We start from the raw sequence: 24280 nt of genomic DNA on the forward strand, positions 1-24280 counted from the left end.
TTCCTGGCCGCCCCGGATTATGCGGCTTGCGTCTTGCGGTTAAGCGTATCGAGCAGGCTCTCCACGGCGGCGAAGCGTGCCGCCTCGTCCTCCATGGCCGCCTCGAAGCGCAGGGTGTCGGCACCCTCCAGGCGGTAGTGGCGGGGATCGCTCTGAATCAGCCCCACCAGGGTCATGGGGTCGACCCGGGTCTCCGCGGCGAAGATCACTCGGCCACGGGCGGCGCCCGCCTCCAGGCGTCGAATGCCCAGCCGCTCGGCCCGCTGACGCAGGCGCGTCTGGCGCAACAGCGTCTTGAGTGGCGCCGGCAGCAGGCCGAAACGGTCGATCAGCTCCACCTGCAGTTCCTTGAGTTCGGCTTCGTCGGCGGCGCTGGCAATGCGTTTATACATGATCAGCCGCTGCTGTACATCCGCCATGTAATCCTCGGGGATCAGCGCGGGTAGATTGAGGCTGACCTCCACGCCATCGTCCAGCGGCGCCTCGATATTGGGCGTCTTGCCGGCCTTGATCGCCTTCACCGCCCGGTCGAGCATCTGCATATACAGACTATAGCCGATGGTCTCCATCTGGCCGCTCTGCTCGTCGCCGAGCAGTTCGCCGGCGCCGCGGATCTCCATGTCGTGGCTGGCCAGGGTGAAGCCGGCGCCCAGGTCCTCGGCGGCGCCGATCGCCTCCAGGCGCTTGAGGGCGTCGCGGGTCATGGCCTTGGGGGGCGGCGTCAACAGGTAGGCGTAGGCCTGGTGGTGGCTGCGGCCGACCCGGCCGCGCAACTGGTGCAACTGGGCCAGGCCGAACTTGTCGGCGCGCTCGATAACGATGGTGTTGGCGGTGGGCACGTCGATGCCGGTCTCGATGATGGTGGAGCAGACCAGCACATTGAAGCGCTTGTGATAGAAGTCGGACATCACCCGCTCCAGGGAGCGCTCCGGCAACTGGCCATGGGCCACCGCCACCCGCGCCTCCGGGACCAGCTCGCGGACCTTCTCGGCGGCGGCCTCGATGGTCTTGACCTCGTTGTGCAGGAAGTAGACCTGACCGCCGCGCAGGATCTCCCGCAGCAGCGCCTCCTTGATCACCGGCTCGTTGCGTTGCTGAACGAAGGTCTTCACCGATAGCCGTCGCGCCGGTGGGGTGGCGATGATGGAGAGGTCGCGGATCCCGCTCATGGCCATGTTCAGGGTCCGCGGGATCGGCGTGGCGGTCAGGGTGAGGATATCCACCTCGGCGCGCAGGCTCTTGAGGCGCTCCTTCTGGGCGACCCCGAAACGGTGCTCCTCGTCGATGACCAGCAGGCCCATCTTGGGCAGTTTCATCGACTTGGAGAGCAGCTTGTGGGTGCCGATAACGATATCGGCGCGCCCCTCCTGGATGCGCTCCAGGGCCTCGGCCTGGCCCTTGCCGCCGGTGAAACGCGAGATCAGTTCCACCTGGACCGCGGTATCGGCGAAGCGGTCGCGGAAATTCTCGAAGTGCTGCTGGGCCAGCAGGGTGGTGGGCACCAGCACCACCACCTGGCGCCCCGAATGCACCGCCAGGAAGGCGGCGCGCATGGCCACCTCGGTCTTGCCGAAGCCGACGTCGCCGCACACCACCCGATCCATGGGCCGGGGCGAGGTCATGTCGCCGATCACCGCGCGAATCGCCTCGCGCTGGTCGGGGGTCTCCTCGAAGGGGAAGCTGGCGGCGAAACGGGCATACTCCTCGGCGGGTAAGTCGCAGGCGAAGCCCTCCCGGGCCTCGCGGCGGGCGTAGACATCGAGCAGCTCGGCGGCGGTGTCGCGGATCTTCTCGGCGGCCTTGCGCCGCGCCTTCTCCCACTGCTCGGAGCCCAGCCGGTGCAGCGGGGCCCCCTCGTCGCTGGCGCCGGCGTAGCGGGCGATCAGGTGCAGGCTATCCACCGGCACATAGAGCCTGGCGCCGTCGGCATATTCCAGGGCCAGGAACTCGGCGGCCTGGCCGCCGGCTTCCAGGGTCTCCAGGCCCAGGTAACGCCCCACGCCATGGGTCTGGTGCACTACCGGGGCGCCGGGCTTGAGTTCCGCCAGGTGGCGTACCGCCAGCTCGTTGTCGTCGGTGGCCTTCTCGCGGCGCCGGCTCTGGCGTACCACCTCGCCGAACAGCTCGGTCTCGGTGAGCACCGCGATGCCCTCGTCGAGCCAGAGGCCACTGGCCAGCCCCCCCTCGGTGATCGCCAGGCGGCCGTCGGCCTCGAGGAAGGCCCGCCAACCCGTCAGGTGGGGCAGTTCCAGGTGCAGCGGGGCGAGCAGCTCCTCCAGGGCCTCGCGGCGTCCCCGGGACTCCGCCACCAGCAGTACCCGGGTGGTCGCCTGGTCATCGAGGAAGCGTTCCAGGGCGGCCAGGGGATGCTGGGCACGGTTGTCGATGGCCACCACCGGTGGCGCCTGGGTATGGGAGATCCGGGCGTGGGGGTGGTCCGCGTCCTCCACCAGGGCGACCCGGGGGCGCGCCTTGATGGCGGCGAACAGCTCCGCCACCGGGATAAAGGCCCGATGCGGCGGCAGCAGGGGGCGGCTGGGGTCGACGCCGAGGTTCTCGAAGCGGCTCTCGATGGCCGCCCAGTGGTGCTCGGCGGCCTCGAACACCTGGGGCAGCAGGGCGACGCGGGTGCCTTCGGCCAGGTGATCGAAGAGGCTCGCCGTCGCCTCGAAGAACAGCGGCAGGTACTGCTCCAGGCCGGGGGAGGGGATGCCCTTGAGGGCGTCCACATAGAGCGGGCACTGGCGCGGGTCCACGTCGAACAGGGTCTCGAAGCCCTCCCGGAAGCAGGCGATGGCGCCGCGCGACAGGGAGTACTCGTGGGCGGGCAGCAGTTCCACGGCGTCGATCTTGTCCTGGCTGCGCTGGGTGTCCGGGTCGAAGTGACGCAGGCTGTCGATCTCGTCGTCGAAGAGGTCGATGCGCAGCGGCGCCTCGCTGCCCATGGGGAAGAGATCGATCAGGGCGCCGCGCAGGGCGTATTCGCCCGGCTCAAAAACGGTCTCCACCGCTCGGTAGCCGGCCCGGGAGAGGGTCTCCCGGAAGCTCTCCCGGTCGAGGCGCTGCCCCACCTCGAGGCTCAGCACCCGCCCGGCCACATAGTCGGTGGGAGGCAGGCGCTGCATCAGGGTGTTGATCGGCACCACCACGATGCCCCGGTCGACCTGCTGTAGCCGGCGCAGGGTGCGCAGCCGCGCCGAGACGATGTCCTGGTGAGGCGAGAAGGCATCGTAGGGCAGGATCTCCCAGTCCGGGAAGGGCATCACCGGCACCTCGGCGAAGAAGTCGAGCTCCTCCTCCAGGCGCTGGGCCGCGGCGGTATCGGCGGTGATCACCAGCAGCGGCGCGCTATCGGCCAGCCGTGCCAGGCCCAGGGCCTGGGCACTGCCCTGGGGGGCCTGCCAGTAGAGGGTGTCGCGGGCCCCGCTGGGCTGGGGCGGATCGAGGGGCGAGAAGTGGGGCATGGGTCGTGTCGTGTCCGGTCCGGTTGAGATGGGGTCGACAGCCAGGAAAGACGGTGGCACGCCGAAATCACGCTTGTAGTCAAGGGGCACTTTCTGTAATTGCCCTACAACGGGTGCGACCATCCAGCAATTGCTGCATTGCCGTTGGCCCGGGATAATAACAAATGTTTATGCACGCGAGTTCGTGCCAGGTTCGCAGCGCTCCTGATTTCAGAAACGCCGCCGACGACCCCAAGCCGTAACCAAGAGAGGCCCCCGTGACTCAGCAAAAGCTCGACACCGTCTTTGAGGAATGGCAGAGCAACGAAGCCCTTGCCGAGGAAATGATTCCCCTGCTGGGCAAGCTCTATCGCCAGTACAACATCGTCTCCTCGCTGTTCGGGCGCTCGCTGATCAACCAGAGCGTGATCCGCATCCTCAAGGATCATCGCTTCGTCAAGAAGGTCGAGGGCACCGAGCTCAGCGTCCAGGATACCTACCCGCTGGTCAAGGCCATGGTCGACCTCAACCTGGGCCCGGCCCACGTCGATATCGGCAAGCTGGCGGTGGCCTTCAAGCATTCCGGCGAGACCGACGTGGTGGCCTTCCTCAAGCGTGAGCTCGCCGAGATCGTCGATGGGCATGGCGGTAACGGCAGCACCGGCGAGCCCAAGGACGTGGTGCTCTACGGCTTCGGGCGGATCGGCCGCCTGCTGGCACGGATCCTGATCGAGAAGGCCGGCGGCGGCAATATGCTGCGCCTGCGTGCCATCGTCGTGCGGGGCCGTGGCGATATCGCCAAGGACCTGGAGAAGCGCGCCAGCCTGCTGCGTCGTGATTCCGTGCACGGGCCTTTCTCCGGCACCCTCAGTGTCGATGAGGAGGCGCGCACCATTACCGCCAACGGCAATGTCATCAAGGTGATCTACGCCGACTCGCCCAGCGAGATCGATTACACCGCCTATGGCATCGACAACGCCATCGTGGTCGACAACACCGGCATCTGGCGCGACGAGGACGGCCTGAGCCAGCACCTGGCCTGCAAGGGCGCCGCCAAGGCGCTGCTGACCGCTCCGGGCAAGGGCGATATCAAGAACGTGGTCTATGGCGTCAACCACGGTGATATCACCTCCGATGACCGCATCGTTTCCGCTGCCTCCTGCACCACCAACGCCATCGTGCCGGTGCTCAAGGCCCTCAACGACCACTACGGCGTCGAGCACGGCCACGTGGAGACCGTGCACGCCTACACCAACGATCAGAACCTGATCGACAACTACCACAAGGGCGATCGTCGTGGCCGCAGCGCGCCGCTCAACATGGTGCTGACCGAGACCGGCGCCGCCAAGGCGGTGGCCAAGGCCCTGCCGGAGCTGGCCGGCAAGCTGACCGGCAACGCCATCCGCGTGCCGACCCCCAATGTCTCCATGGCGATTCTCAACCTGCGCCTGCATCAGGCCACCGACGCCGAGGCCCTCAACGACTACCTGCGTCGCATGGCCCTGCATTCGCCGATGCAGAAGCAGATCGACTACGTGGATTCCGCCGAGGTGGTTTCCTCCGACTTCGTCGGCAACCGTCACGCCGGTATCGTCGACGCCAAGGCCACCATCGTCGATGGCAATAACGCCGTGGTCTACGCCTGGTACGACAACGAGTTCGGTTACAGCTGCCAAGTGGTGCGTATCCTTCAGCATATGTCCAACGTCAGCTTCCTGGCCTTCCCCAAAGACCGTGACTAAAGGGCGCCGTGACTAAAGGACATCGTGACTCCCCAGGGCTGCGACTAAGGTCGTAGTCGCCGACCGCCCCCCCTCCGGGGCGGTCGCTTTCCTCGCCTCTCCCGCCCATCGGGGCCGACCCGATGGCGCCTATTTGCGACTTAGGGCATGTGGCCTTTCGACGCATATCTCTTTATAATGCTCGCGTTTTTGGGACGGCCTGCCATGTTCGGGCCGAACTACTAACCTTCTGATAAGAAAAGAATTCGTAGGCCGTGGCTGAGACCGGGTAGGGCGCAATGCCAGGCTATCCCGTGTCGCGCACGTCTGCCGAACCCCTTTCCTGCAAAATCAGATCCGAAACTGGGCGAGACTATGATCGAAGTCAAACTAGGCCTGGATCTCCCCATCACGGGAGCGCCCGAGCAGCGCATCGAGGATGCGCGGCCGGTCCGTCACGTGGCAGTCCTGGGCACCGACTACGTTGGCATGAAGCCAACCATGGAGGTCCGGGAGGGGGACAGAGTCAAGCTGGGCCAGCTGCTCTTCACCGACAAGAAAATCGAGGGCATTCGCTTCACCGCGCCGGCGGCCGGCGAGGTGGTCGCCATCAACCGCGGCGAGAAGCGCAGGCTGCTCTCGGTGGTGATCAAGGTCGATGAGGGCGGCGAAGAGGCGGAAGCCTTCACCGCGCATGGGGCCGACGCCCTGGAACGCCTGGATCGTGACACCGTGGTCGAGCAGCTCAATGCCGCCGGCCTGTGGACGGCGCTGCGCACCCGTCCCTTCTCGCGGACCCCGGCACTGGATGCCGCACCGGCCGATATCTTCGTCACCGCCATCGATACCCATCCGCTGAGCGGGGATCCGGCGCTGATCATCAACGAGCAGCCGGAAGCCTTCGAACAGGGCCTCAAGGTGCTGAAGCGGCTGACCGAAGGCAAGGTCTATCTGTGCACCGCCCCCGACGCCAAGGTGCCCGGCGGCGATGTCGACGGCGTCCAGGTGGAGACCTTCCGCGGCCCCCATCCCGCCGGTCTGGTCGGCACCCATATCCACTACCTGTCGCCGGTCGGCCTGCACAAGCGGGTCTGGCATATCGGTTACCAGGACGTCATCGCCTTCGGCAAGCTGCTCGTGGAAGGCCGGCTCGACACCGCTCGGGTGATCGCCGTGGGTGGCCCGCGCGCCGAGCAGCCTCGACTGCTGCGTACCCGGCTCGGGGCCAGCACCGAGGAACTGCTGGCCGGTGAGGTGGTCGATCCGCAAGGCAGCCGCGTGATCTCCGGCTCGGTGTTCTCCGGCTTCACCGCCGAGGGCAGCCTGCGCTACCTGGGCCGCTTCCACAACCAGGTCAGCCTCCTCGAGGAGGGCAATCAGCGCGTCTTCATGGGCTGGATGTCGCCGGGGGCCAATCGCCACTCGGTGATGGGCATCTATCTGTCCAAGTTCCTGGGGCTCAGGGACTATGCGCCGACCACCTCCACCAACGGTTCCGAGCGGGCCATGGTGCCGGTGGGTGCCTACGAGCAGGTGATGCCGCTGGATATCCTGCCCACGCAGCTGCTGCGCACGTTGATCGTCGGCGATATCGAGGTCGGCATGCAGCTGGGTTGTCTGGAGCTCGATGAAGAGGACCTCGCCCTGTGCACCTACGTGTGCCCCGGCAAGTACGAATACGGTCCCATCCTGCGCGATAACCTCACCACGATCGAGAAAGAGGCTTGATGATGGGTATCCGACAGACACTCGACAACCTCGAGCCGCACTTCCACAAGGGCGGCAAGTACGAGAAGTACTACCCCCTCTTCGAGGCGGTGGACACCATCTTCTACTCCCCGCCCAGCGTGGCCAAGACCACCGCCCATGTGCGTGACGGCATCGACCTCAAGCGCATCATGATCACGGTGTGGCTGTGCACCTTCCCGGCCATGTTCTTCGGCATGTGGGCGGCGGGCTGGCAGGCCAACCTGGCCATCGCCGACGGCTTCGCCTCCATGGGCGGCTGGCGTGAAGCCATCCTGATGACCCTGGCCGGCGGCCACGATGCCGGCAACTGGTGGTCCAACCTGGTGCTCGGTGCCACCTACTTCCTGCCCATCTACCTGGTGACCTTCGTGGTGGGTGGCTTCTGGGAAGTGCTGTTCGCCATCAAGCGTGGCCACGAGGTCAACGAGGGCTTCTTCGTCACCTCCGTGCTCTTCGCCCTGGTCCTGCCGGCCACCATTCCGCTGTGGCAGGTGGCGCTCGGCATCACCTTCGGCGTGGTGATCGGCAAGGAGATCTTCGGCGGTACCGGCAAGAACTTCCTCAATCCGGCGCTGACCGGCCGAGCCTTCCTCTACTTCGCCTACCCGGCGCAGATCTCCGGGGACGCGGTGTGGGTGGCGGCCGATGGCTTCACCGGGGCGACCCCGCTGTCCATCGCCTTCCAGGAGGGCATGGCGTCGCTCTCCAGTCAGTACAGCTGGTGGGATGCCTTCCTCGGCTTCCTGCCGGGGTCGGTGGGTGAGGTCTCGACCCTGGCGATCTTCATCGGGGCGGCGGTGCTGCTGTGGACCAAGATTGCCTCCTGGCGCATCATGCTGGGTTGCTTCCTCGGCATGGCGGCGACCAGCGCGCTGTTCAATCTGATCGGCTCCGACAGCAACCCGATGTTCGCCATGCCCTGGTACTGGCATCTGGTGGTGGGCGGCTTCGCCTTCGGCATGGTGTTCATGGCCACCGACCCGGTGTCCGCTTCCATGACCAACCAGGGGCGCCTGCTGTTCGGCGTGCTGATCGGCATTATGACCGTGCTGATTCGCGTGGTGAACCCGGCCTTCCCCGAGGGCATCATGCTGGCGATCCTGTTCGCCAACCTGTTCGCCCCGCTGATCGACCATTTCTTTGTCCAGGCCAATATCAAGCGTCGTCTCAAGCGTACCGGCGCCGTGGCCGAGGAGAGTGCCTGATGGCGGCAACCAGCAATAACAGCATCAAGAAGATCCTGGGCGTGGCCTTCGCCCTGTGTATCGTCTGCTCGGTGATCGTCTCCACCGCGGCGGTGGCCCTGCGTCCCCAGCAACAGCTCAATCAGGAGCTGGATCGCAAGACCAATATCCTCAACGTGGCCAATCTCTACGAGCCCGGCATGGATGTGGAGGCGGCCTTCGGTGAGGTCACCGCTCGGGTCGTCGACCTGCGTACCGGCGAGTACTCGCCCGAGCATGATCCGGCGACCTATGACGGCTTCGAGGCGCGTCGCGACCCGGCGGCGTCACGCACGCTCTCCGGCGAGCGCGATCCGGCCGGCCTGACTCGGGTCGAGAACTTCGCCACCGTCTACCTGGTGGGCGACCCCGACCAGCCTGAGCAGATCATCCTGCCGATTCGCGGCCAGGGGCTGTGGGGCCTGATGCGTGGCTTCCTCTCCGTGGAGGGCGACGGCAACACCATCGTCGGTATCACCTACTACGAGCATGCCGAGACCCCCGGGCTGGGTGCCGAGGTGAACAACCCGCGCTGGCAGGCCCAGTGGGAAGGCAAGCAGGTCTTCGCCGACGGCGATAGCCTGGAACCGGCCATCCACCTGACCAAGGGCGGGGCCAGCGGCGAGAACGAGATCGATGCGCTCTCCGGTGCCACCCTGACCAGCAACGGCGTCACCAATATGCTGCAGTTCTGGCTGAGCCCGGAAGGCTTCGGCAACTACCTGGCCAAGTTCCGTAGCGGCGTGGACCAGGCCGACGCCGAACACGCCGACGTCGAACCCGAAGCGGAAGGAGCCTGATCATGGCGGATACCACTCCGAAGGGCGTCATCACGACGCCGGTGTTCAAGAACAACCCCATCGCCCTGCAGGTACTGGGTATCTGCTCGGCGTTGGCGGTGACCACCAGCATGAGCGTCTCGCTGGTCATGACCTGTGCGGTGATCTTCGTTACCGCCTTCTCCAACCTCTTCGTGTCGCTGATCCGGCATCATATTCCGTCCTCCATCCGCATCATCGTGCAGATGACCATCATCGCCTCCCTGGTGATCGTGGTGGATCAGATCCTCAAGGCGTACGCCTACGAGATGTCCAAGCAGCTCTCGGTGTTCGTCGGCCTGATCATCACCAACTGCATCGTGATGGGCCGGGCGGAAGGTTTCGCCATGCAGAACAGCCCGGGCCTGTCGTTCCTCGACGGCATCGGCAACGGCCTGGGCTACGGGTTCATCCTGATGACCGTGGGCTTCTTCCGCGAGCTGTTCGGCTCGGGTAGCGTGTTCGGCTTCACCGTGCTGGAGACCGTGCAGAACGGCGGCTGGTATGTGCCCAATGGCCTGCTGCTGCTGCCGCCCTCGGCGTTCTTTATCATCGGCCTGATCATCTGGGCGCTGCGTTCGCTCAACCCGGAGCAGGTGGAGGAGAACGAGTACAAGATGAAGCACAACACCGAACCGAAGGAGGCCGTGTAAATGGAACACTATATTAGCTTGTTCGTCGCCTCGGTCTTCGTCGAGAACCTGGCCCTGGCGTTCTTCCTGGGCATGTGTACCTTCCTGGCGGTCTCCAAGAAGGTCTCGGCGGCCTTCGGCCTGGGTATCGCGGTGATCGTGGTACTGACCATCTCCGTGCCGGTGAACAACGTCATCTACAACGGCCTGCTGGCCGAGGGGGCGCTCACCTGGACCGGGATTAGCGGTGCCGAGAATATCGACCTGTCGTTCCTCGGCCTGCTCAGCTATATCGGCGTGATCGCCGCCCTGGTGCAGATCCTCGAGATGTTCCTCGACAAGTATGTGCCGGCGCTCTACAACGCCCTCGGTGTCTTCCTGCCGCTGATCACCGTGAACTGCGCCATCCTCGGTGGCGTGCTGTTCATGGTCGAGCGTAACTACAACTTCGGCGAGTCCGTGGTCTATGGCCTGGGGTCCGGGATGGGCTGGGCGCTGGCGATCACCGCCCTGGCGGGGATCCGCGAGAAGCTCAAGTACAGCGACGTGCCCGGCGGCCTGCAGGGCCTGGGCATCACCTTCATCACCGTGGGGTTGATGTCGCTGGGCTTTATGTCCTTCTCCGGCATCTCCCTGTAACCGGGAAGGTCGTGCACCGATCAGGCAACGAAACCCAATAGGAACCCGACATGGTTGATACATCCGTCATCTTGCTCGGCGTCATCATGTTCACGGTGATCGTTATCGCCCTCACCGTGATCATCCTGGCCGCCCGCAGCAAGCTCGTCAGCACCGGTGACGTGACCATCGAAGTCAACGGTGACCCCGAGCACACCCTGACCACCCAGGCCGGTGGCAAGCTGCTCAACACCCTGGCCGCCAACGGCATCTTCCTCTCCTCCGCCTGCGGCGGCGGTGGCTCCTGCGCCCAGTGCAAGTGCCGTGTGGAAGACGGCGGTGGCGCCATCCTGCCCACCGAAGAGTCCCACTTCACCATGCGCGAGAAGAAGGAGGGGTGGCGCCTCTCCTGCCAGGTGCCGGTGAAGCAGGACATGAAGATCGAGGTGCCGGAAGAGGTCTTCGGGGTCAAGAAGTGGGAGTGCGAGGTCATCGCCAACCCCAACGTGGCCACCTTTATCAAGGAGCTCAACCTCAAGCTCCCCGAAGGCGAGAACGTCGACTTCCGCGCCGGTGGTTATGTGCAGCTGGTGGCTCCGCCCTACGATATCAAGTTCTCCGACTTCGATATCGAGGAGGAATACCGCGGTGATTGGGAGAAGTTCGATCTGTTCAAGATCTCCCACAAGAACACCGAGGAAACCATCCGCGCCTACTCCATGGCGAACTACCCGGAAGAGAAGGGCATCCTCAAGTTCAATATCCGTATCGCCACGCCGCCTCCCGGCACCAGCCATCCGCCGGGGATCATGTCCACCTATGTCTTCAATATGAAGCCGGGGGACAAGGTGACCGTGATGGGGCCCTTCGGTGAGTTCTTCGCCAAGGACACCGACGCCGAGATGGTCTTCGTCGGCGGGGGTGCCGGCATGGCGCCGATGCGCAGCCATATCTTCGACCAGCTCAAGCGCCTCAAGTCCAAGCGCAAGATCTCGTTCTGGTACGGTGCCCGCTCCTGGCGCGAGACCTTCTACAACGACGAGTACGATCAGCTGGCCGAGGAGTTCGATAACTTCGACTGGCACCTGGCGCTGTCGGACCCGCTCCCCGAGGACAACTGGGAAGGCCCCACCGGCTTTATCCATAACGTCCTCTACGAGAACTACCTCAAGGACCATCCGGCCCCCGAGGATTGCGAGTACTACATGTGTGGTCCGCCCATGATGAATGCCTCGGTGATCAAGATGCTGCTGGACCTGGGCGTCGAACCCGAGAACATCCTGCTCGACGACTTCGGCGGATGATCGAGGGCTCTGCCCGGCGTAAGACAGGGCTGGTCCGGCGTGGGCCGGCCCTGTTGCTGTTCGGGGGGATCCTGGCGACGGCTTTGCTTTTTTCGGCCTGTGGTCGAGCCCCCCAGGACCATCGCCTGCAAGGCGTGGTACTCGACACCGGTTACCATCTCACTCTCCATGGCGATCTCGATGTGCCGCGGCTGGAGGTCGCCATCGAGAGTGAATTGGTCCAGCAGGCGGCCCGCTGGACGGCCTTCGGCCAGGCCATGGCATCTTGGCGGCGCCCGGGGGTGTTGCCCGGCATGTCGCCTCCGTCACCCTGGCCGGACGTCCTGGGGCATGCCTGGCTGGTGGATCGCCTCCATCAACGCCTCCAGGGAGAAGGGCTCGATGAGTTCCTGGTGGAAGTGGGGGGCATTCGCCGTGGCCAGGGGGCCTGGTGGGTGGCCCTGCCGGGAGAGGATCGTCGACTCGAACTCGATGATGAGGCCCTGGCCAGCCTGGTCTGGCGCGACGCCGAGCGACGCCAGCGACTCAGCGTGGTGGCCGATAGCGCCCTGGAGGCCCTGTCCTTGGCCTGGCGCTGGCAAGCCGAGACGTTTCCCGAGCACGCCGTCTCCTGGAGCCATCCCGCGCTTTGGGTTGTCACAACTCCAGCGGGGACCGATGAGCGGATGAGTGGCGCTATGGCCACGCGCCTTGGTGCACAGGAAGAGGGGGCAGACCCCGCTTCCGGAGCCTATTGATAGGAGGCACACCCTTATGATGATCTGGGTATTGGTATTCGGTTTTATGCTGCTGCTGGTGGCCGCCATGGCCATCGGCGTGATCCTCGGCCGCAAGCCCATCGCCGGCTCCTGCGGCGGGCTGAATCAGTTGGGCCTGAAGCAGGGCTGCGATATCTGCGGCGGCAAGGACGAGGTGTGCGAGGAAGAGAACCGCAAGCGCCAGGCCGGTGCCCGCCGTCGTAGCGACGAAAGCCGCGGCGCCGACCTGGGCTATGACGCCACCAAGCGATAACGCCCTTCGCCCGGGCGGTAAGGAGGAAGGTACAAGGAAGCCCCTTGTCGCCCGTAGCGTAGGGGAATCATCTTGCCTTGCAGCTTGCAGCTTGCAGCTTGCAGCTTGCAGCTTGCAGCTTGCAGCTTGCAGCTTGCAGCTTGTCGCTAACAAAGAGATCAGGGAATTAGGAGAATCAACGATCCATGGCAGTCCATAACTACGACGTGGTGGTAATCGGCACCGGGCCGGCGGGGGAGAGCGCCGCCATCAATGCCGCCAAGCATGGCAAGCGGGTGGCGGTGGTGGAGAAGCAGTCTTCGGTGGGGGGCAACTGCACCCACCAGGGCACCATCCCCTCCAAGGCGCTGCGCCATCAGGTCCGGCAGATCATGGCGTTCAACACCAATCGCATGTTCCGCGATATCGGCGAGCCGCGCTGGTTCTCCTTCCCCAAGGTCTTGGCCCGCTCCCAGCGCACCATCGACCAGCAGGTGGCGATGCGCACCAACTTCTATGCCCGCAACCGGGTCGACCTCTACTTCGGGGTGGCGCGCTTCAAGGACGAGCACACCCTGATGGTGCGTGATGATCACGAAGGTGTCGAAGAGCTGCATGCCCAGAAGGTCGTGATCGCCACCGGCTCGCGCCCCTACCGGCCGGCGGATATCGATTTCCGCCACCCGCGGATCTACTGCTCCGATACCGTCTTGGGGCTCAATCATACGCCACGGACCCTGATCATCTTCGGCGCCGGGGTGATCGGTAGCGAATACGCCTCCATCTTCTCCGGCCTGGGCGTCAAGGTGGACCTGATCGACTCCCGCGACCGCCTGTTGTCCTTCCTGGATGACGAGATCTCCGACGCGCTCTCCTATCACCTGCGTCATCATGGCGTCCTGGTGCGTCATAACGAGGATTACGCCAAGGTGGAGGGCGATGAATCCGGGGTCACCGTGGAGCTGCAGTCCGGCAAGAAGCTGCGTGCCGACGCCTTCCTGTGGGCCAACGGCCGCACCGGGAATACCGACGAGCTGGGCCTGGAGAGCATCGGCCTGGAAGCCAACGGTCGTGGTCAGCTGGCGGTGGACGAGCACTACCGCACCGCCATTCCGAACATCTATGCGGTGGGCGACGTGATCGGCTGGCCGAGCCTGGCCAGCGCCGCCTACGACCAGGGCAAGAACGCCAGCGACGACTTGCTGGAGCAGCCTTTCCGGATGGTGGAGGACGTACCCACCGGGATCTACACCATTCCCGAGATCAGCTCGGTGGGCCGGACCGAGCGGGAGCTGACCCAGGCCAAGGTGCCCTACGAGGTGGCCCAGGCCTTCTTCAAGGACACCGCCCGGGCCCAGATCACCGGCGATACCGTGGGCATGCTGAAGATCCTCTTCCACCGCGAGACGCTGGAGATCCTCGGCATCCACTGCTTCGGTGACCAGGCCTCGGAGATCGTGCATATCGGCCAGGCGATCATGCAGCAGAAGGGCGAGGCCAATAGCCTCAAGTATTTCGTCAGCACCACCTTCAACTACCCGACCATGGCCGAGGCCTATCGGGTGGCGGCCATGAATGGCCTGAACCGGCTCTTTTAAGCGCATCGAGGCCAACTTTTTGTGGGAGTGCGGATTCCGCGCGATATCGCCCGAAGGGCGATCTGGGTCGGCACCCAGGGGAGCCTGGCGGCGCCAATCGTCCGGCGGAGCCAGACTCCCACAACCCCAGTGGCCACCAGGCCTGCCGTGGGAGTGCGGATTCCGCGCGATATCGCCCGAAGGGCGATCTGGGTCGGCACCCAAGGGCGCCTGGCGGCGCCAATCGTCCGGCGGAGCCAGACTCCCACAACCCCAGTGGCCACCAGGCCTGCCGTGGGAGCGCGGATTCCGCGCGATATCGCCCGAAGGGCGATCCTGGCTTCTCCCAGGGGTGACTTTGTCGCCCAATCGTTCGGGGAACCGGTACGCCGGACCGCCGAACTCCCACAATATTTATATCACCGCTCCAAAAACCAGGCCTTCATGGCGCCGGTGATGCGGCGCATCTCCTCGGGCGTGGTGATATAGGCCGGCATGGTATAGAGCCAGCGGCCGAAGGGGCGCAGCCAGACGCCGCGCTCCCGGGCGAAGGCCTGGGCGCCGTCGAGGCTCGCCGCCTCCTTCACTTCGATCACCGCCGTGGCCCCCAGCACCCGCGCCTCGTTTACCGCCGGATGGGCGTTCAGGGCGGCATCCTCGAGCAGCTCCGCGCGCAGGATGGCATTGAGTCCGGCGATCTTGCCCAGGTAGTCTTCCTCCTCGAAGACCGCCAGGCTCTCCAGCGCCACCCGGCAGGCCAGGGGGTTACCCATAAAGGTGGGGCCATGCATAAAGGCATGATTCGGATCGTCACTGAGGAAGGCGTCATAGACGCGGCCGGTGGCCAGGGTCGCCGCATGACCCAGGTAGCCGCCGGTCAGCCCCTTGGAGAGCACCATGATGTCCGGAGTCACCCCGGCGTGGTCGGCGGCGAACATCCGTCCGGTGCGCCCGAAGCCGGTGGCCACCTCATCGAAGACCAGCAGCACATCGAACTCGTCGCAGAGCTCCCGGGCGGCCCTCAGATAGTGCGGCGAGGTCATGTTCAGGCCGCCGGCGGCCTGCAGCAGCGGCTCCATCAGCAGCGCCGCCACCTCGTGATGGTGTGCCTCCAGGGTCGCCCGCAACGCCTGGATATCCGCGGCTACCGCCTCCGGCGGGGCATCATAGGGGGCGGTGGGGGCCGGGGCGAAGGGGTGGCTGGGCAGGAAGCCGGCGAACAGCGAATGCATGCCCTCTTCGGGGTCACACACCGCCATGCAGCCGCTGGTATCGCCGTGATAGGCGCGCATCAGCGACAGCATGCGGTGCTTCTCCGGGCGCCCCTCGAGCACCTGATACTGCACCGCCATCTTCATGGCCACTTCCATGCCCACCGAACCGCTGTCGGAGAAGAACACATGGTCGAGCCCCGGCGGGGTGATGCGCACCAGGGCCTCGGCCAGGCGCTGGGCCGGTTCATGGCTCAGGCCGCCGAGCATCACATGGCAGAGCGTCTCGGCCTGTGCCTGGATGGCGGCCACCAGTCGCGGGTGACCATAGCCATGGATCATGCACCACCAGGAACAGGTGGCATCCAGCAGTCGCTCGCCACCGGCCAGGGTGAAGTGGGCCCCCTGTCCCCCGACCACCGTCGGAGGCACGGGCTGGGTCTGCATCTGGGCATAGGGATGCCAGAGGGGCGATGCGGGCATAATCAACCTCGTTGTTAACCTTTAATTTTCACAAGGTTAACACCCTGGGGCGCCAGCGTCACTCCGCGACAGCCATCCAGGCATGGCAAGGCGATAACATTCCTTTCAATATTCGGCGTTGAAGTGCCAGCCGCTCACCCCGCTATACGGGTAAACACGCTCTTGCCACTCTTGCCGACATACACCACCGGAGCCCCGTTGTGGGTTATTTCAACTAGTCCGGCTGCCAGTTATTTTCCAACTAGCCCTCGACTATGCTATAAAAACTAAAGAGAGGCTTGGAAAATTACACGCTTTGCGGTATTAATGGCCGCCACATCCCGACAATGTCATCTGATAAGGAAAGCCCATGTCCCTGATTAATGAATACCTCCAGCAGGAGCAGCAGCTCAAGGCACTCCAGGAGCAGCTCGATAAACTGCAGAACGACCCGCGTCTCAAGGCCGAGCTCGAGTTCAAGGAGAAGCTCGAGGCCCTGATGCAGGAGTTCAACAAGAGCGCCAAGGAAGTGATCGAGCTGCTCGATCCCAAGCCGGCCGCCAAGGCCGCCGCCGCACCGGCCGCGGCTTCCACTGGCGGCGGGCGTCGCAAGCGCAAGCTGAAGATCTACAAGAATCCCACCACCGGTGAAGTCGTCGAGACCCGCGGCGGTAACCACAAGACCCTCAAGGCCTGGAAAGAGGCCCACGGCGCCGATACCGTCGAGTCTTGGCTGGTGCGTGTCGAAGGTTAACTGACGGGGCCTCGGCAAAACGCCTGAGTCTGTCTATCGCCCCGCCGAGTGCGGGGCGATCTCGTTTGGTGGCGATGCTTTTCCCAATAAAAAAGAGACCGCCGAGGCGGTCTCAAGGGCAGACACGTCTTGCGCCTGAAGTGCACTCTGATCCTCAGGCCGGCATCAGGCAGTGTTTGACTTCCAGATAGGCCGCGAGTCCCCAGGGACCCAGTTCTCGGCCGATGCCACTGCGCTTGAAACCGCCCCAACTGGTCTGCGGCAATACCAACTGCTCGCTATTGATCCAGGTGGTACCGGAGTGCAGGCGACGGGCGATGGCCGCGGCACGCGATTTGTCCCGGCTGATCACCGTGGCGGCCAGGCCGAAGTCGCTGGCATTGGCGAGTGTGATGGCCTCCTCCTCGTCGGCCACGCTGCGTCCGCACAGCACCGGACCGAAGATCTCCTCCCGCCATAACCGGCTCTCCACCGGCACGTCCCGGTAGAGGCTCGGCGCCAGGAAGAAGCCCGGGGAGGGCACCTCACGGCGACGGCCGTCGCGCACGGCGGTGAGGCCCTCCTGGTCGGCGATGGCCAGGTACCCGAGCACGGCGTCGCGCTGGCGGGCACTGGTCAGCGGGCCCATCTCGCTGCCCTCGGCCAGGGGGTCACCCAAGACCAGGGCATCGATGCGCGCCGCCAGGGCCGCATAGAGCGGCTCGGCGATGGCCTGGTGGACCAGCAGCCGCGAGGTGGCCGAGCAGATCTGACCGGCATTGAAGTAGATGCCCGCCATTACCCAGTCGGCGGCCTGCTCGGGGTCGGCGTCCGCCATCACCAGGATCGGCGACTTGCCGCCGAGTTCCAGGGAAACCCCCTTGGTGCCGCCGGCGGCGGCGCGCATCACCGCCTCGCCGACCCGGTTGCTGCCGGTAAAGGAGAGCTTGTCGACGCCGGGGTGGCAGGAGAGCGGAGCGCCGATGCCCTCGCCGTCGCCGTGCAGCAGATTCAGCACCCCGGCGGGCAGCTTCGCCTCGAGGGCGATCTCGGCCAGGGCCTGCTCCGGCAGCGGGGTGACCTCCGAGGGCTTGAGCACCGCGGTGCAGCCGGCGGCCAGCGCCGGGGCGAGCTTCCAGGCGCTGGTCACCAGGGGGAAGTTCCAGGGGGTGATCAGCCCCACCACGCCCACCGGGTCCTGGTAGCAGCGTGCCTCGACGCCGTCCATTTCCAGCGGCACCAACTGGCCCTGGCGCTCGTCCAGGCGGCGTGCCTCGCCGGCGTAGTAGCGGTAGCAGGCGATGGCATCGTCCAGGTCGATGCCGGCCTCCGCCAGTACCTTGCCGTTATTGGTGCTGGAGAGGCGCATCAGCGCCTCCCGGCGCCGGCTCAGGGCCTCGGCGAAGCCCTCCAGATAGACGGCCCGCTCGCTGCCCGAGAGCGCCTGCCAGGCGGGCAGGGCGCGACGTGCCGCGGCCACGGCGGCGTCCACGTCTTCGGGGTGGCCGGCGGTGACCTCGGCGATCACCGCTTCCGTGGTGGGATTGACCACCGGCAGCCGCCGCTCGCCCCGGGAGGCCACCCAGCGGTTATCGATAAATTGCTGCGTCAGTGTTTGCATGGAAACTCCTTAGGCGCTCAGCGCCTGCTGCCAGGCGTGGGCATCCACCTCGATCAGCAGGGGGCCGTCGGTGGGGCGCGCCGCCAGTGCCTGGGCGAGTTCGCCGGGGGTGCCGACCCGGGTGGCCAGGCAGCCGAAGCCGCGGGCCAGGGCCTGGAAGTCCGGGGCCTGGATATCCACGCCGAGGCGCGCCACACCATGGGCGTCCATATAGCGGCGGATCTCCTCGTAGCCGGCGTTGTGCCACAGCAGGATCACCACCGGCAGGCGCTCTTCCACGGCGGTGGCCAGTTCCGAGAGGGTGAACATCACCCCGCCGTCGCCGACCAGGGCGATCACCGGCTGGTCGGGGCGGCCCAACTGGGCGCCCAGCGCCGCCGGCAGGCCGTAGCCGAGGGTGCCGTAGCCGGTGGAGGCGTTGAAGTAGCGCCGCGGCTGCGGCAGCGACAGCAGGTGATTGGCGGCATACACCGGGGCGGTGGAGTCGCCGACCCATAGCGCCTCGGGCAGGGCCGCCTTGAGGGTGGCGCAGAGCGGCACGAAGGGGGCCAGGGCCGGATCCTGCTCGAGGGCCAGGGCCTCGCGCACGGCGGCGGCGCGAGCCGCGCCATCCTTATGCAGCGGCTCGGGACACTGCATAAGCAGGCCCTCCAGGGCGCGCCCGGCATCGCCCACCAGCCCCAGGGCCAGCGACTGGTTGCGTACCAGTTGCTGGGCATCCAGGTCGATGCGAATCAGCCGGCCGGTGAGGGCGAAGCCATCATCGAAGACCACGTCATAGTCGGTCTCGCCGAGCTCGGTGCCGATGGCCAGGATCACGTCGGCCTCCCGGGCCAGTTGGCGCACCGGGGGCAGGGCGGTATTGGCGCCCAGGTCCAGGGGGTGGGCGTCGCCCAGCAGTCCCTTGGCATTGATGGTGGTGGCGGTGGGGGCATCGAGGCGGCTCACCAGCTCGCGGGCCGCCTCGGGCGCCGCCACGCAGCCGCCGCCGAGCAGCACCAGGGGGCGTTCGGCCCCCTCGAGCCAGCTGGCCGCGGTGGCCAGGCCCTCGGCGTCCGGGGCCGCCGGGTAGAGCAGCGGCCGGCCGAAGGAGGCCGGCTCGGCCACCTCGGCGGCGAACAGGTCGATGGGGATCTCGAGATGCACCGGGCCGGGGCGCTCGCCATCGAAGACCGCGAAGGCCCGGGCTAGCACCTCGGGCAGGGCGTCCGGGGCGAGCAGGGTATGGTTAAAGCGTGCCACGCCGGCCACCAGGTCGCGTTGGCTCTCCAGCTCGTGCAATCGGCCCTGGCCGCGGCCCAGGGTATCGCGGCGGTTGACGCTGGAGATCACCAGCATGGGGATGGAGTCGGCGAGCGCCTGACCCATGGCGGTGGCGATATTGGTCATGCCGGGGCCGGTGATGATCAGGCAGACCCCGGGCTTGCCGGTGGCGCGGGCATAGCCGTCGGCCATGAAACCGGCGCCCTGTTCGTGGCGCGGGGTGACATGGCGGATCTCGCGGCCCTCGAGGCCGCGGTAGAGCTCGACGGTATGCACCCCGGGGATGCCGAAGAGGGTGTCGACGCCGTAGCGCTCGCCGAGCAGGCGGATCAGGAGTTCAGCACAGGTCATGGGGAAGCCCTCGTATCACGAGGCCCGGCCCGAGGGGGCCGGGCCGGGACGCGATCTCAGAAGAAGAAGGTGTGGGCCATAAAGGCGATGATCGGCAGGGTGATGGCGGTGCGCAGCAGGAAGATCGCGAACAGCTCCCAGAGCTTGAGGGGGATCTTCGACTTGAGCAGCAGGGCACCGATCTCCGACATATAGATCAGCTGGGTCAGCGACAGGCAGGCCACCACGAAGCGGGTCAGCTCGCTCTCGATGCTGGTGGCCAGCACCGCCGGCAGGAACATGTCGGCGAAGCCCACCAGGGTCGCCGGGGCGGCGGCCTCGGCCTCGGGAATGCGCAGCCACTCCAGCACCGGCACCATGGGATAGGAGAGCCAGGTGAAGATCGGTGTGAACTCGGCGAGGATCAGTGCCAGGGTTCCGATGGCCACCACCAGGGGCAGCAGGGCCAGGAAGATGTCTGCCACGTTGAACAGGGCATTGCGGATCAGCTCCCGGGCGCCGGGGGCCTTCTCGGCGCGCTCCACGGCGCGGGTCAGGCTGTAGCGGAAGACGCCCATGTCGGCGCTGCGCTTCTCGGCCAGTTGGCAGCCCACCGGTTCATAGTAGGTGTCCGGCTTGCGTGACAGCGGCGGCAGGCGCGGCACCACGATGGCGGCGATCAGCCCCGACACCACCACCGTCAGGTAGAAGGGCACGAACATATGGTCGAGGTCGACGAAGCTGGTGATCAGCAGGCTGAAGGCGATGGAGACGATGGAGAAGTTGGTGGCGATCACCGCCGCCTCGCGACGGTTATAGAAACCCTTCTCGTACTGCTGGGCGGTGATCAGCACCCCCACGGTGCCGGAGCCCATCCAGGAGGCGGTGGCATCGATGGCGCTGCGCCCGGGCAGGCGGAAGATCGCCCGGAAGGGCTTGCGCACCAGGCTGCCGATAAACTCCATGAAGCCGAAATCGACCAGGAAGGGCAGCAGCAGGGCGGCGAAGAAGAAGAAGGTCAGCAGCACCGGCGCCAGGTCGTTGAGCATCACGCCGCCGGTATGGCCGGCGATCACGAAGCCCGGCCCCACCTGGAAGAAGGTCATGGCGGCGAAGGCGGCGCCGAGAATGCGCATCGCAAACCACACGGGGCCTACAGCGAACATTTCGTTCCAGAGGCCCTGGCTGGCCCAGGCGGGCCGGGTCAGCTTGACCAGCAGGGTGATCACCACCGAGAGGCAGAGCACGGCGGTGGCGATGGCCGGCAGCCAGTCGCTGAGCAGGTCCTGGAGCCCCTTGGCCATCAGGCCCATGCCGATATTGACGGTGTCGCCCACCGAGAAGGGGATCAGGAAGAGGGCGACCCCGAACAGCGAGGGGATCAGGAATTTCATCAGGCCACGCCGGCTAAGGCCGGGCCGGGCGGTGGCGCCGGTGTCGAGGGTGGAGGACATCGTTGGTTACCCCATGGATTGTTTTAGTGAACGGTGTGGGTCACCGGAGAGGCGGCCGTCCTCTGGCGCGCCGAGGGCCGCATGGGGTCGAGGCATGCGGCCCGGTGACCGGAGTTAATCGCGGCGCATCACGCCGGGCAGCACGCAGAGCATCTCGTAGAGCAGGGTGGCGCCCATCAGGGCGGTGTTGCCGCTCGGGTCATAGGGGGGCGCCACTTCCATCAGGTCGCCACCCACCACGTTGAGGCCCCAGGCGCCGCGTACGATCTCCAGGCCCTGGGCCGCGGTCAGGCCGGCCATCTCCACGGTGCCGGTGCCCGGGGCCACCGAGGGGTCGAGGCCATCGATATCGAAGCTGATATAGACGGGGCCGTCGCCCATCTGCTCGCGTACCTCGGCCATCAGCGGCTCCAGGGACTTGTGCCAGCACTGCTCGGCGGTGACTACCCGGAAGCCCTGGCGGCGGCACCAGTCGAAGTCATCGGCGGCGTAGCCGGTGCCGCGCAGGCCGATCTGCACCACCCGTTGGCTGTCGAGCAGCCCCTCCTCCTGGGCGCGGCGGATCGGCGTGCCATGGGCGATGGACTCGCCGAACATATGGTCATTGACGTCGGCGTGGGCATCGATATGGATCAGCCCCACCGGACCGTGCTGACGGGCGATGGCGCGCAGGATCGGCAGGGTGAAGGTGTGATCGCCCCCCATCGTCAGCGGCGTGGTGCCGTGGCTCAGCACCTCCCGGTAGAAGGCATCGATGATCTCGAGGTTCTTCGGCAGGTTGAAGGTGTTGACCGGCACGTCGCCGATGTCCGCCACCTGCAGGCTATCGAAGGGGGCGGCGCGAGTGGCCATATTGTAGGGGCGCAACATGCGCGACTCGTCGCGGATCTGCCGCGGCCCCAGGCGGGCGCCGGGACGGTTGGAGGTGCCGATGTCCAGGGGCACGCCGATAAAGGCCGCGTCCAGGCCGGCGGCATCGGCCTGGGTGGGCAGGCGCATCATGGTGGCCGGGCCGCCGAAGCGGGGCATCTCGTTACCGCCCAGGGGCTGGTTGAACTCGCTCATGGAAACTCCTCAACAGGTCGCAAGCATTGGCTTCCCTGTGCTTCTTGCACGAAGCGTGCCAGATTGTACGCCCATGATTTGTCGGGAGTTTCCAAGTAAGTGATGCGTTTTTACATTGCTGAGACCCGGGATTTAATGCAAAAATGCATGATCGATACAGGAATGAATCAAGGGAGGGGAGATGAGCGAGATCGATGCCCGGGTGCTCAGGACCCTGGTGGAGAATGCCAATGACCATATCTTTATCGTCGATGGCCAGGGCCGGGTGCTCGACGTCAGCCCCGGGGCCGCGGCGGTCTATGGCATGTCACGGGAGGCGCTGTGCGCCACCACGGTCCAGCGCCTCGAGGCGGATGGCATCCTGACGCCCTCGGTGAGCCTCGAGGTGATGCGCAGCGGCAAGCCGGCCCAGGTGATGCAGACCACCAGCACCGGGCGTCGGGTGATCGCCCAGGCCTATCCGGTGTTCAGCGGCGATCGCCTGGAGCGCATTATCAGTCGCTCCATGGATCTCACCGACCTGCAGTGGCTCCAGGAGGAGTATCAGCTACTGCAACGGCGCTTCAGCGAGCACCTGAAACGCAGTGCCGCGGCCTCCCTGGGCGATGACCTGGAGGTGGACGAGGCGGAAGGCGAGCTGCGTATCCGCAGTGAGCTAATGCATGAGATCGCCCTGCTGCTCAGGCGGGTCGCCCCCACCGATGCCACCGTGCTGATGCTGGGCGAATCCGGGGTCGGCAAGACCGCCTTCGCCCGCCAGTTGCATCGCTGGAGTCGCCGTCGCGAGGGGCCCTTTCTCGACGTCAACTGCGGGGCCATTCCCGAGAGCCTGTTCGAGTCGGAGATGTTCGGTTACCAGCCGGGGGCCTTCAGCGGCGCCGCCCGCCAGGGCAAGGCGGGGCTGATGGAGCAGGCCCAGGGCGGCACCCTCTTCCTCGACGAGATCGGCGAGCTGCCCCTGGCCATGCAGACCAAGCTGCTCAAGGTGATCCAGGATGGTAGCCTGACCCGGCTGGGCGATACCCGGGCGCGGCGGGTGGACTTCCGCCTGGTGGTAGCCACCAACCAGGACCTGGCGCGGCGCGTGGAGGAGGGGCGTTTCCGTCTCGATCTCTATTACCGTCTCAATGTGATTCCGGTGACCCTGCCGCCGCTGCGCGAGCGTCCGGAGGACATTCCCGGCCTGGTGGAATTGCAACTGCGACGACTCAATCGGCGCTACGGGCGCGACAAGTTATTGGCCCCCGGTGTCTGGCAGGAGTTGATGGGTCACGACTGGCCGGGTAATGTACGCGAGTTGGAAAACTGGCTGGAGCGGGCCTGGCTTTCGGCTCCCGACGAGATGATCGAGGCCCGGGGGCTCGCTCCGCAGCGTTCCAGTCGAGTCCCGGAAGGCGCTATACTGCTCGACGATTCTTCTTCCCCGGGCCCCGGGGCGATCAAACTCGCCGAAGGCGAGGGCCTCAAACAAGGCCTCGCCCGGTTCGAGCGCGAGATCCTGGCTGAACTGTGCACGCAGTTGCCGAGTACTTATGCCATGGCCGAGCGCCTGGGTATCAGTCAGCCCAGTGTGGTGCGCAAACTGCAGCGCCATGGATTACGAATTTCCGACGGTCACCGATAGACGCGAATGAAACAGCAAAAGAAAGCCAATGTCATGGATGAGCGCGAGAAATTGCGCAAGTTTCGTGAGCTAGACGACGCCTTTGCCCAGGCCCTGCAGCAACTCGATGACCCCAATCACCGCCTGGATATCCCCACCGGGCCACCGGTTGCCTCGGCGCAATCCCAGCGCAAGCAGGAAAGTGAGCGGCTTTTCGAGGAGCGTCTCGAGGCGCTGATGCGAGAGTATCACGTCGCCCCCGAGAGCGTGGTGGCACTGCTGGAGTCGTTGACGGACGAACCCGGCGTCACCTGATCAATGCATCACTTCTCCCAAGGAAGATTTGCTTGCGCCCGCGATTTCATCAATCATTAGACGGGTCTCGTGTTCGCACGGGCATAGAATAACGAGGCGTTAGAAGACGCATTTCGGGAATGACAAGATGCGCCGAACATCGCAGGGC

19 protein-coding genes are annotated in these 24280 nt (G+C 65.7%); 13 read left to right on the forward strand and 6 right to left on the reverse strand.

Features of this window, described 5'->3' with window-relative positions; all coding sequences use genetic code 11:
* Positions 1–17 precede the first annotated feature (17 nt).
* Positions 18–3464, reverse strand: a complete 3447-nt coding sequence (gene mfd, locus ACZ5EF_RS08135) for a transcription-repair coupling factor (RefSeq protein ID WP_346060606.1) — start codon at positions 3462–3464, stop codon at positions 18–20.
* A gap of 257 nt (positions 3465–3721) precedes the next feature.
* Between mfd and ACZ5EF_RS08140 the strand changes: the two genes are divergently transcribed.
* The 10 genes from ACZ5EF_RS08140 to sthA all read left to right on the forward strand — a co-directional run bounded on the left by ACZ5EF_RS08140 (position 3722) and on the right by sthA (position 14096).
* Positions 3722–5185, forward strand: coding sequence for a glyceraldehyde-3-phosphate dehydrogenase (locus tag ACZ5EF_RS08140; RefSeq protein ID WP_346060605.1), 1464 nt, complete (start codon positions 3722–3724; stop codon positions 5183–5185).
* Positions 5186–5539: 354 nt separating this feature from the next.
* Positions 5540–6892 (forward strand): Na(+)-translocating NADH-quinone reductase subunit A, encoded by a 1353-nt coding sequence (locus ACZ5EF_RS08145; protein ID WP_346060604.1) that lies wholly within the window; start codon positions 5540–5542, stop codon positions 6890–6892.
* Positions 6892–8118, forward strand: coding sequence for an NADH:ubiquinone reductase (Na(+)-transporting) subunit B (locus tag ACZ5EF_RS08150; protein WP_346060603.1), 1227 nt, complete (start codon positions 6892–6894; stop codon positions 8116–8118). The genes ACZ5EF_RS08145 and ACZ5EF_RS08150 overlap by 1 nt, the downstream gene beginning before the upstream one ends.
* Positions 8118–8936: a Na(+)-translocating NADH-quinone reductase subunit C gene (locus ACZ5EF_RS08155; protein WP_346060602.1), complete on the forward strand. Its 819-nt coding sequence runs from the start codon at positions 8118–8120 to the stop codon at positions 8934–8936. Before ACZ5EF_RS08150 ends, ACZ5EF_RS08155 begins: the two co-directional genes overlap by 1 nt.
* A 2-nt stretch (positions 8937–8938) precedes the next feature.
* A complete protein-coding gene (locus ACZ5EF_RS08160; RefSeq protein WP_346060601.1) occupies positions 8939–9607 on the forward strand; it encodes an NADH:ubiquinone reductase (Na(+)-transporting) subunit D in 669 nt (222 codons plus the stop codon).
* Entirely contained in the window at positions 9608–10225 is a 618-nt protein-coding gene (nqrE, locus tag ACZ5EF_RS08165) for an NADH:ubiquinone reductase (Na(+)-transporting) subunit E (RefSeq protein ID WP_346060600.1), read from the forward strand. It begins immediately after the preceding gene.
* Positions 10226–10275: 50 nt separating this feature from the next.
* Positions 10276–11508 carry an NADH:ubiquinone reductase (Na(+)-transporting) subunit F gene (gene nqrF, locus ACZ5EF_RS08170; protein ID WP_346060599.1) on the forward strand — a complete coding sequence of 411 codons (1233 nt, stop codon included), beginning with the start codon at positions 10276–10278 and terminating at the stop codon, positions 11506–11508.
* Positions 11505–12245, forward strand: coding sequence for a hypothetical protein (locus ACZ5EF_RS08175; RefSeq protein ID WP_346060598.1), 741 nt, complete (start codon positions 11505–11507; stop codon positions 12243–12245). Before nqrF ends, ACZ5EF_RS08175 begins: the two co-directional genes overlap by 4 nt.
* Before the next feature lie 16 nt (positions 12246–12261).
* Entirely contained in the window at positions 12262–12519 is a 258-nt protein-coding gene (gene nqrM, locus ACZ5EF_RS08180; RefSeq protein WP_346060597.1) for a (Na+)-NQR maturation NqrM, read from the forward strand.
* A gap of 185 nt (positions 12520–12704) precedes the next feature.
* A complete protein-coding gene (gene sthA / locus ACZ5EF_RS08185) occupies positions 12705–14096 on the forward strand; it encodes a Si-specific NAD(P)(+) transhydrogenase (protein WP_346060596.1) in 1392 nt (463 codons plus the stop codon).
* A 398-nt stretch (positions 14097–14494) separates the two neighbouring features.
* Here sthA and bioA read toward each other — a convergent pair whose 3' ends face one another.
* On the reverse strand, positions 14495–15769 hold the full coding sequence (bioA, locus tag ACZ5EF_RS08190) for an adenosylmethionine--8-amino-7-oxononanoate transaminase (RefSeq protein WP_346060595.1): 1275 nt from the start codon (positions 15767–15769) through the stop codon (positions 14495–14497).
* Positions 15770–16118: 349 nt separating this feature from the next.
* Between bioA and ACZ5EF_RS08195 the strand changes: the two genes are divergently transcribed.
* Complete coding sequence (locus tag ACZ5EF_RS08195) at positions 16119–16502, forward strand: histone-like nucleoid-structuring protein, MvaT/MvaU family (RefSeq protein WP_346060594.1); 384 nt, start codon at positions 16119–16121, stop codon at positions 16500–16502.
* 154 nt (positions 16503–16656) lie between these two features.
* Here ACZ5EF_RS08195 and ACZ5EF_RS08200 read toward each other — a convergent pair whose 3' ends face one another.
* From ACZ5EF_RS08200 to speB, 4 genes are all read right to left on the reverse strand, one after another.
* Positions 16657–18102, reverse strand: coding sequence for an aldehyde dehydrogenase family protein (locus ACZ5EF_RS08200; RefSeq protein WP_346060593.1), 1446 nt, complete (start codon positions 18100–18102; stop codon positions 16657–16659).
* Between the two features lie 9 nt (positions 18103–18111).
* Positions 18112–19716, reverse strand: a complete 1605-nt coding sequence (locus ACZ5EF_RS08205) for a 5-guanidino-2-oxopentanoate decarboxylase (RefSeq protein WP_346060592.1) — start codon at positions 19714–19716, stop codon at positions 18112–18114.
* A gap of 56 nt (positions 19717–19772) precedes the next feature.
* A complete protein-coding gene (locus tag ACZ5EF_RS08210; protein ID WP_346060591.1) occupies positions 19773–21149 on the reverse strand; it encodes a YjiH family protein in 1377 nt (458 codons plus the stop codon).
* Between the two features lie 114 nt (positions 21150–21263).
* Entirely contained in the window at positions 21264–22214 is a 951-nt protein-coding gene (gene speB / locus ACZ5EF_RS08215; protein WP_346060590.1) for an agmatinase, read from the reverse strand.
* 181 nt (positions 22215–22395) lie between these two features.
* Between speB and ACZ5EF_RS08220 the strand changes: the two genes are divergently transcribed.
* Positions 22396–23838 carry a sigma-54 interaction domain-containing protein gene (locus tag ACZ5EF_RS08220; RefSeq protein ID WP_346060589.1) on the forward strand — a complete coding sequence of 481 codons (1443 nt, stop codon included), beginning with the start codon at positions 22396–22398 and terminating at the stop codon, positions 23836–23838.
* A 6-nt stretch (positions 23839–23844) separates the two neighbouring features.
* A complete protein-coding gene (locus ACZ5EF_RS08225; RefSeq protein WP_346060588.1) occupies positions 23845–24132 on the forward strand; it encodes a hypothetical protein in 288 nt (95 codons plus the stop codon).
* Positions 24133–24280: the final 148 nt, after the last annotated feature.

It is taken from the genome of Bisbaumannia salifodinae, from assembly GCF_055388505.1.

Coding starts and splice junctions, on each gene's coding strand:
- ACZ5EF_RS08210 (WP_346060591.1), bottom strand. CDS start 21,149: ATGTCCTCCACCCTCGACACCGGCGCCACCGCCCGGCCCGGCCTTAGC.
- ACZ5EF_RS08145 (WP_346060604.1), top strand. CDS start 5,540: ATGATCGAAGTCAAACTAGGCCTGGATCTCCCCATCACGGGAGCGCCC.
- ACZ5EF_RS08160 (WP_346060601.1), top strand. CDS start 8,939: ATGGCGGATACCACTCCGAAGGGCGTCATCACGACGCCGGTGTTCAAG.
- ACZ5EF_RS08150 (WP_346060603.1), top strand. CDS start 6,892: ATGATGGGTATCCGACAGACACTCGACAACCTCGAGCCGCACTTCCAC.
- speB (WP_346060590.1), bottom strand. CDS start 22,214: ATGAGCGAGTTCAACCAGCCCCTGGGCGGTAACGAGATGCCCCGCTTC.
- ACZ5EF_RS08220 (WP_346060589.1), top strand. CDS start 22,396: ATGAGCGAGATCGATGCCCGGGTGCTCAGGACCCTGGTGGAGAATGCC.
- nqrM (WP_346060597.1), top strand. CDS start 12,262: ATGATGATCTGGGTATTGGTATTCGGTTTTATGCTGCTGCTGGTGGCC.
- sthA (WP_346060596.1), top strand. CDS start 12,705: ATGGCAGTCCATAACTACGACGTGGTGGTAATCGGCACCGGGCCGGCG.
- ACZ5EF_RS08155 (WP_346060602.1), top strand. CDS start 8,118: ATGGCGGCAACCAGCAATAACAGCATCAAGAAGATCCTGGGCGTGGCC.
- bioA (WP_346060595.1), bottom strand. CDS start 15,769: ATGCCCGCATCGCCCCTCTGGCATCCCTATGCCCAGATGCAGACCCAG.
- ACZ5EF_RS08175 (WP_346060598.1), top strand. CDS start 11,505: ATGATCGAGGGCTCTGCCCGGCGTAAGACAGGGCTGGTCCGGCGTGGG.
- ACZ5EF_RS08205 (WP_346060592.1), bottom strand. CDS start 19,716: ATGACCTGTGCTGAACTCCTGATCCGCCTGCTCGGCGAGCGCTACGGC.
- mfd (WP_346060606.1), bottom strand. CDS start 3,464: ATGCCCCACTTCTCGCCCCTCGATCCGCCCCAGCCCAGCGGGGCCCGC.
- ACZ5EF_RS08225 (WP_346060588.1), top strand. CDS start 23,845: ATGAAACAGCAAAAGAAAGCCAATGTCATGGATGAGCGCGAGAAATTG.
- ACZ5EF_RS08195 (WP_346060594.1), top strand. CDS start 16,119: ATGTCCCTGATTAATGAATACCTCCAGCAGGAGCAGCAGCTCAAGGCA.
- nqrF (WP_346060599.1), top strand. CDS start 10,276: ATGGTTGATACATCCGTCATCTTGCTCGGCGTCATCATGTTCACGGTG.
- ACZ5EF_RS08200 (WP_346060593.1), bottom strand. CDS start 18,102: ATGCAAACACTGACGCAGCAATTTATCGATAACCGCTGGGTGGCCTCC.
- nqrE (WP_346060600.1), top strand. CDS start 9,608: ATGGAACACTATATTAGCTTGTTCGTCGCCTCGGTCTTCGTCGAGAAC.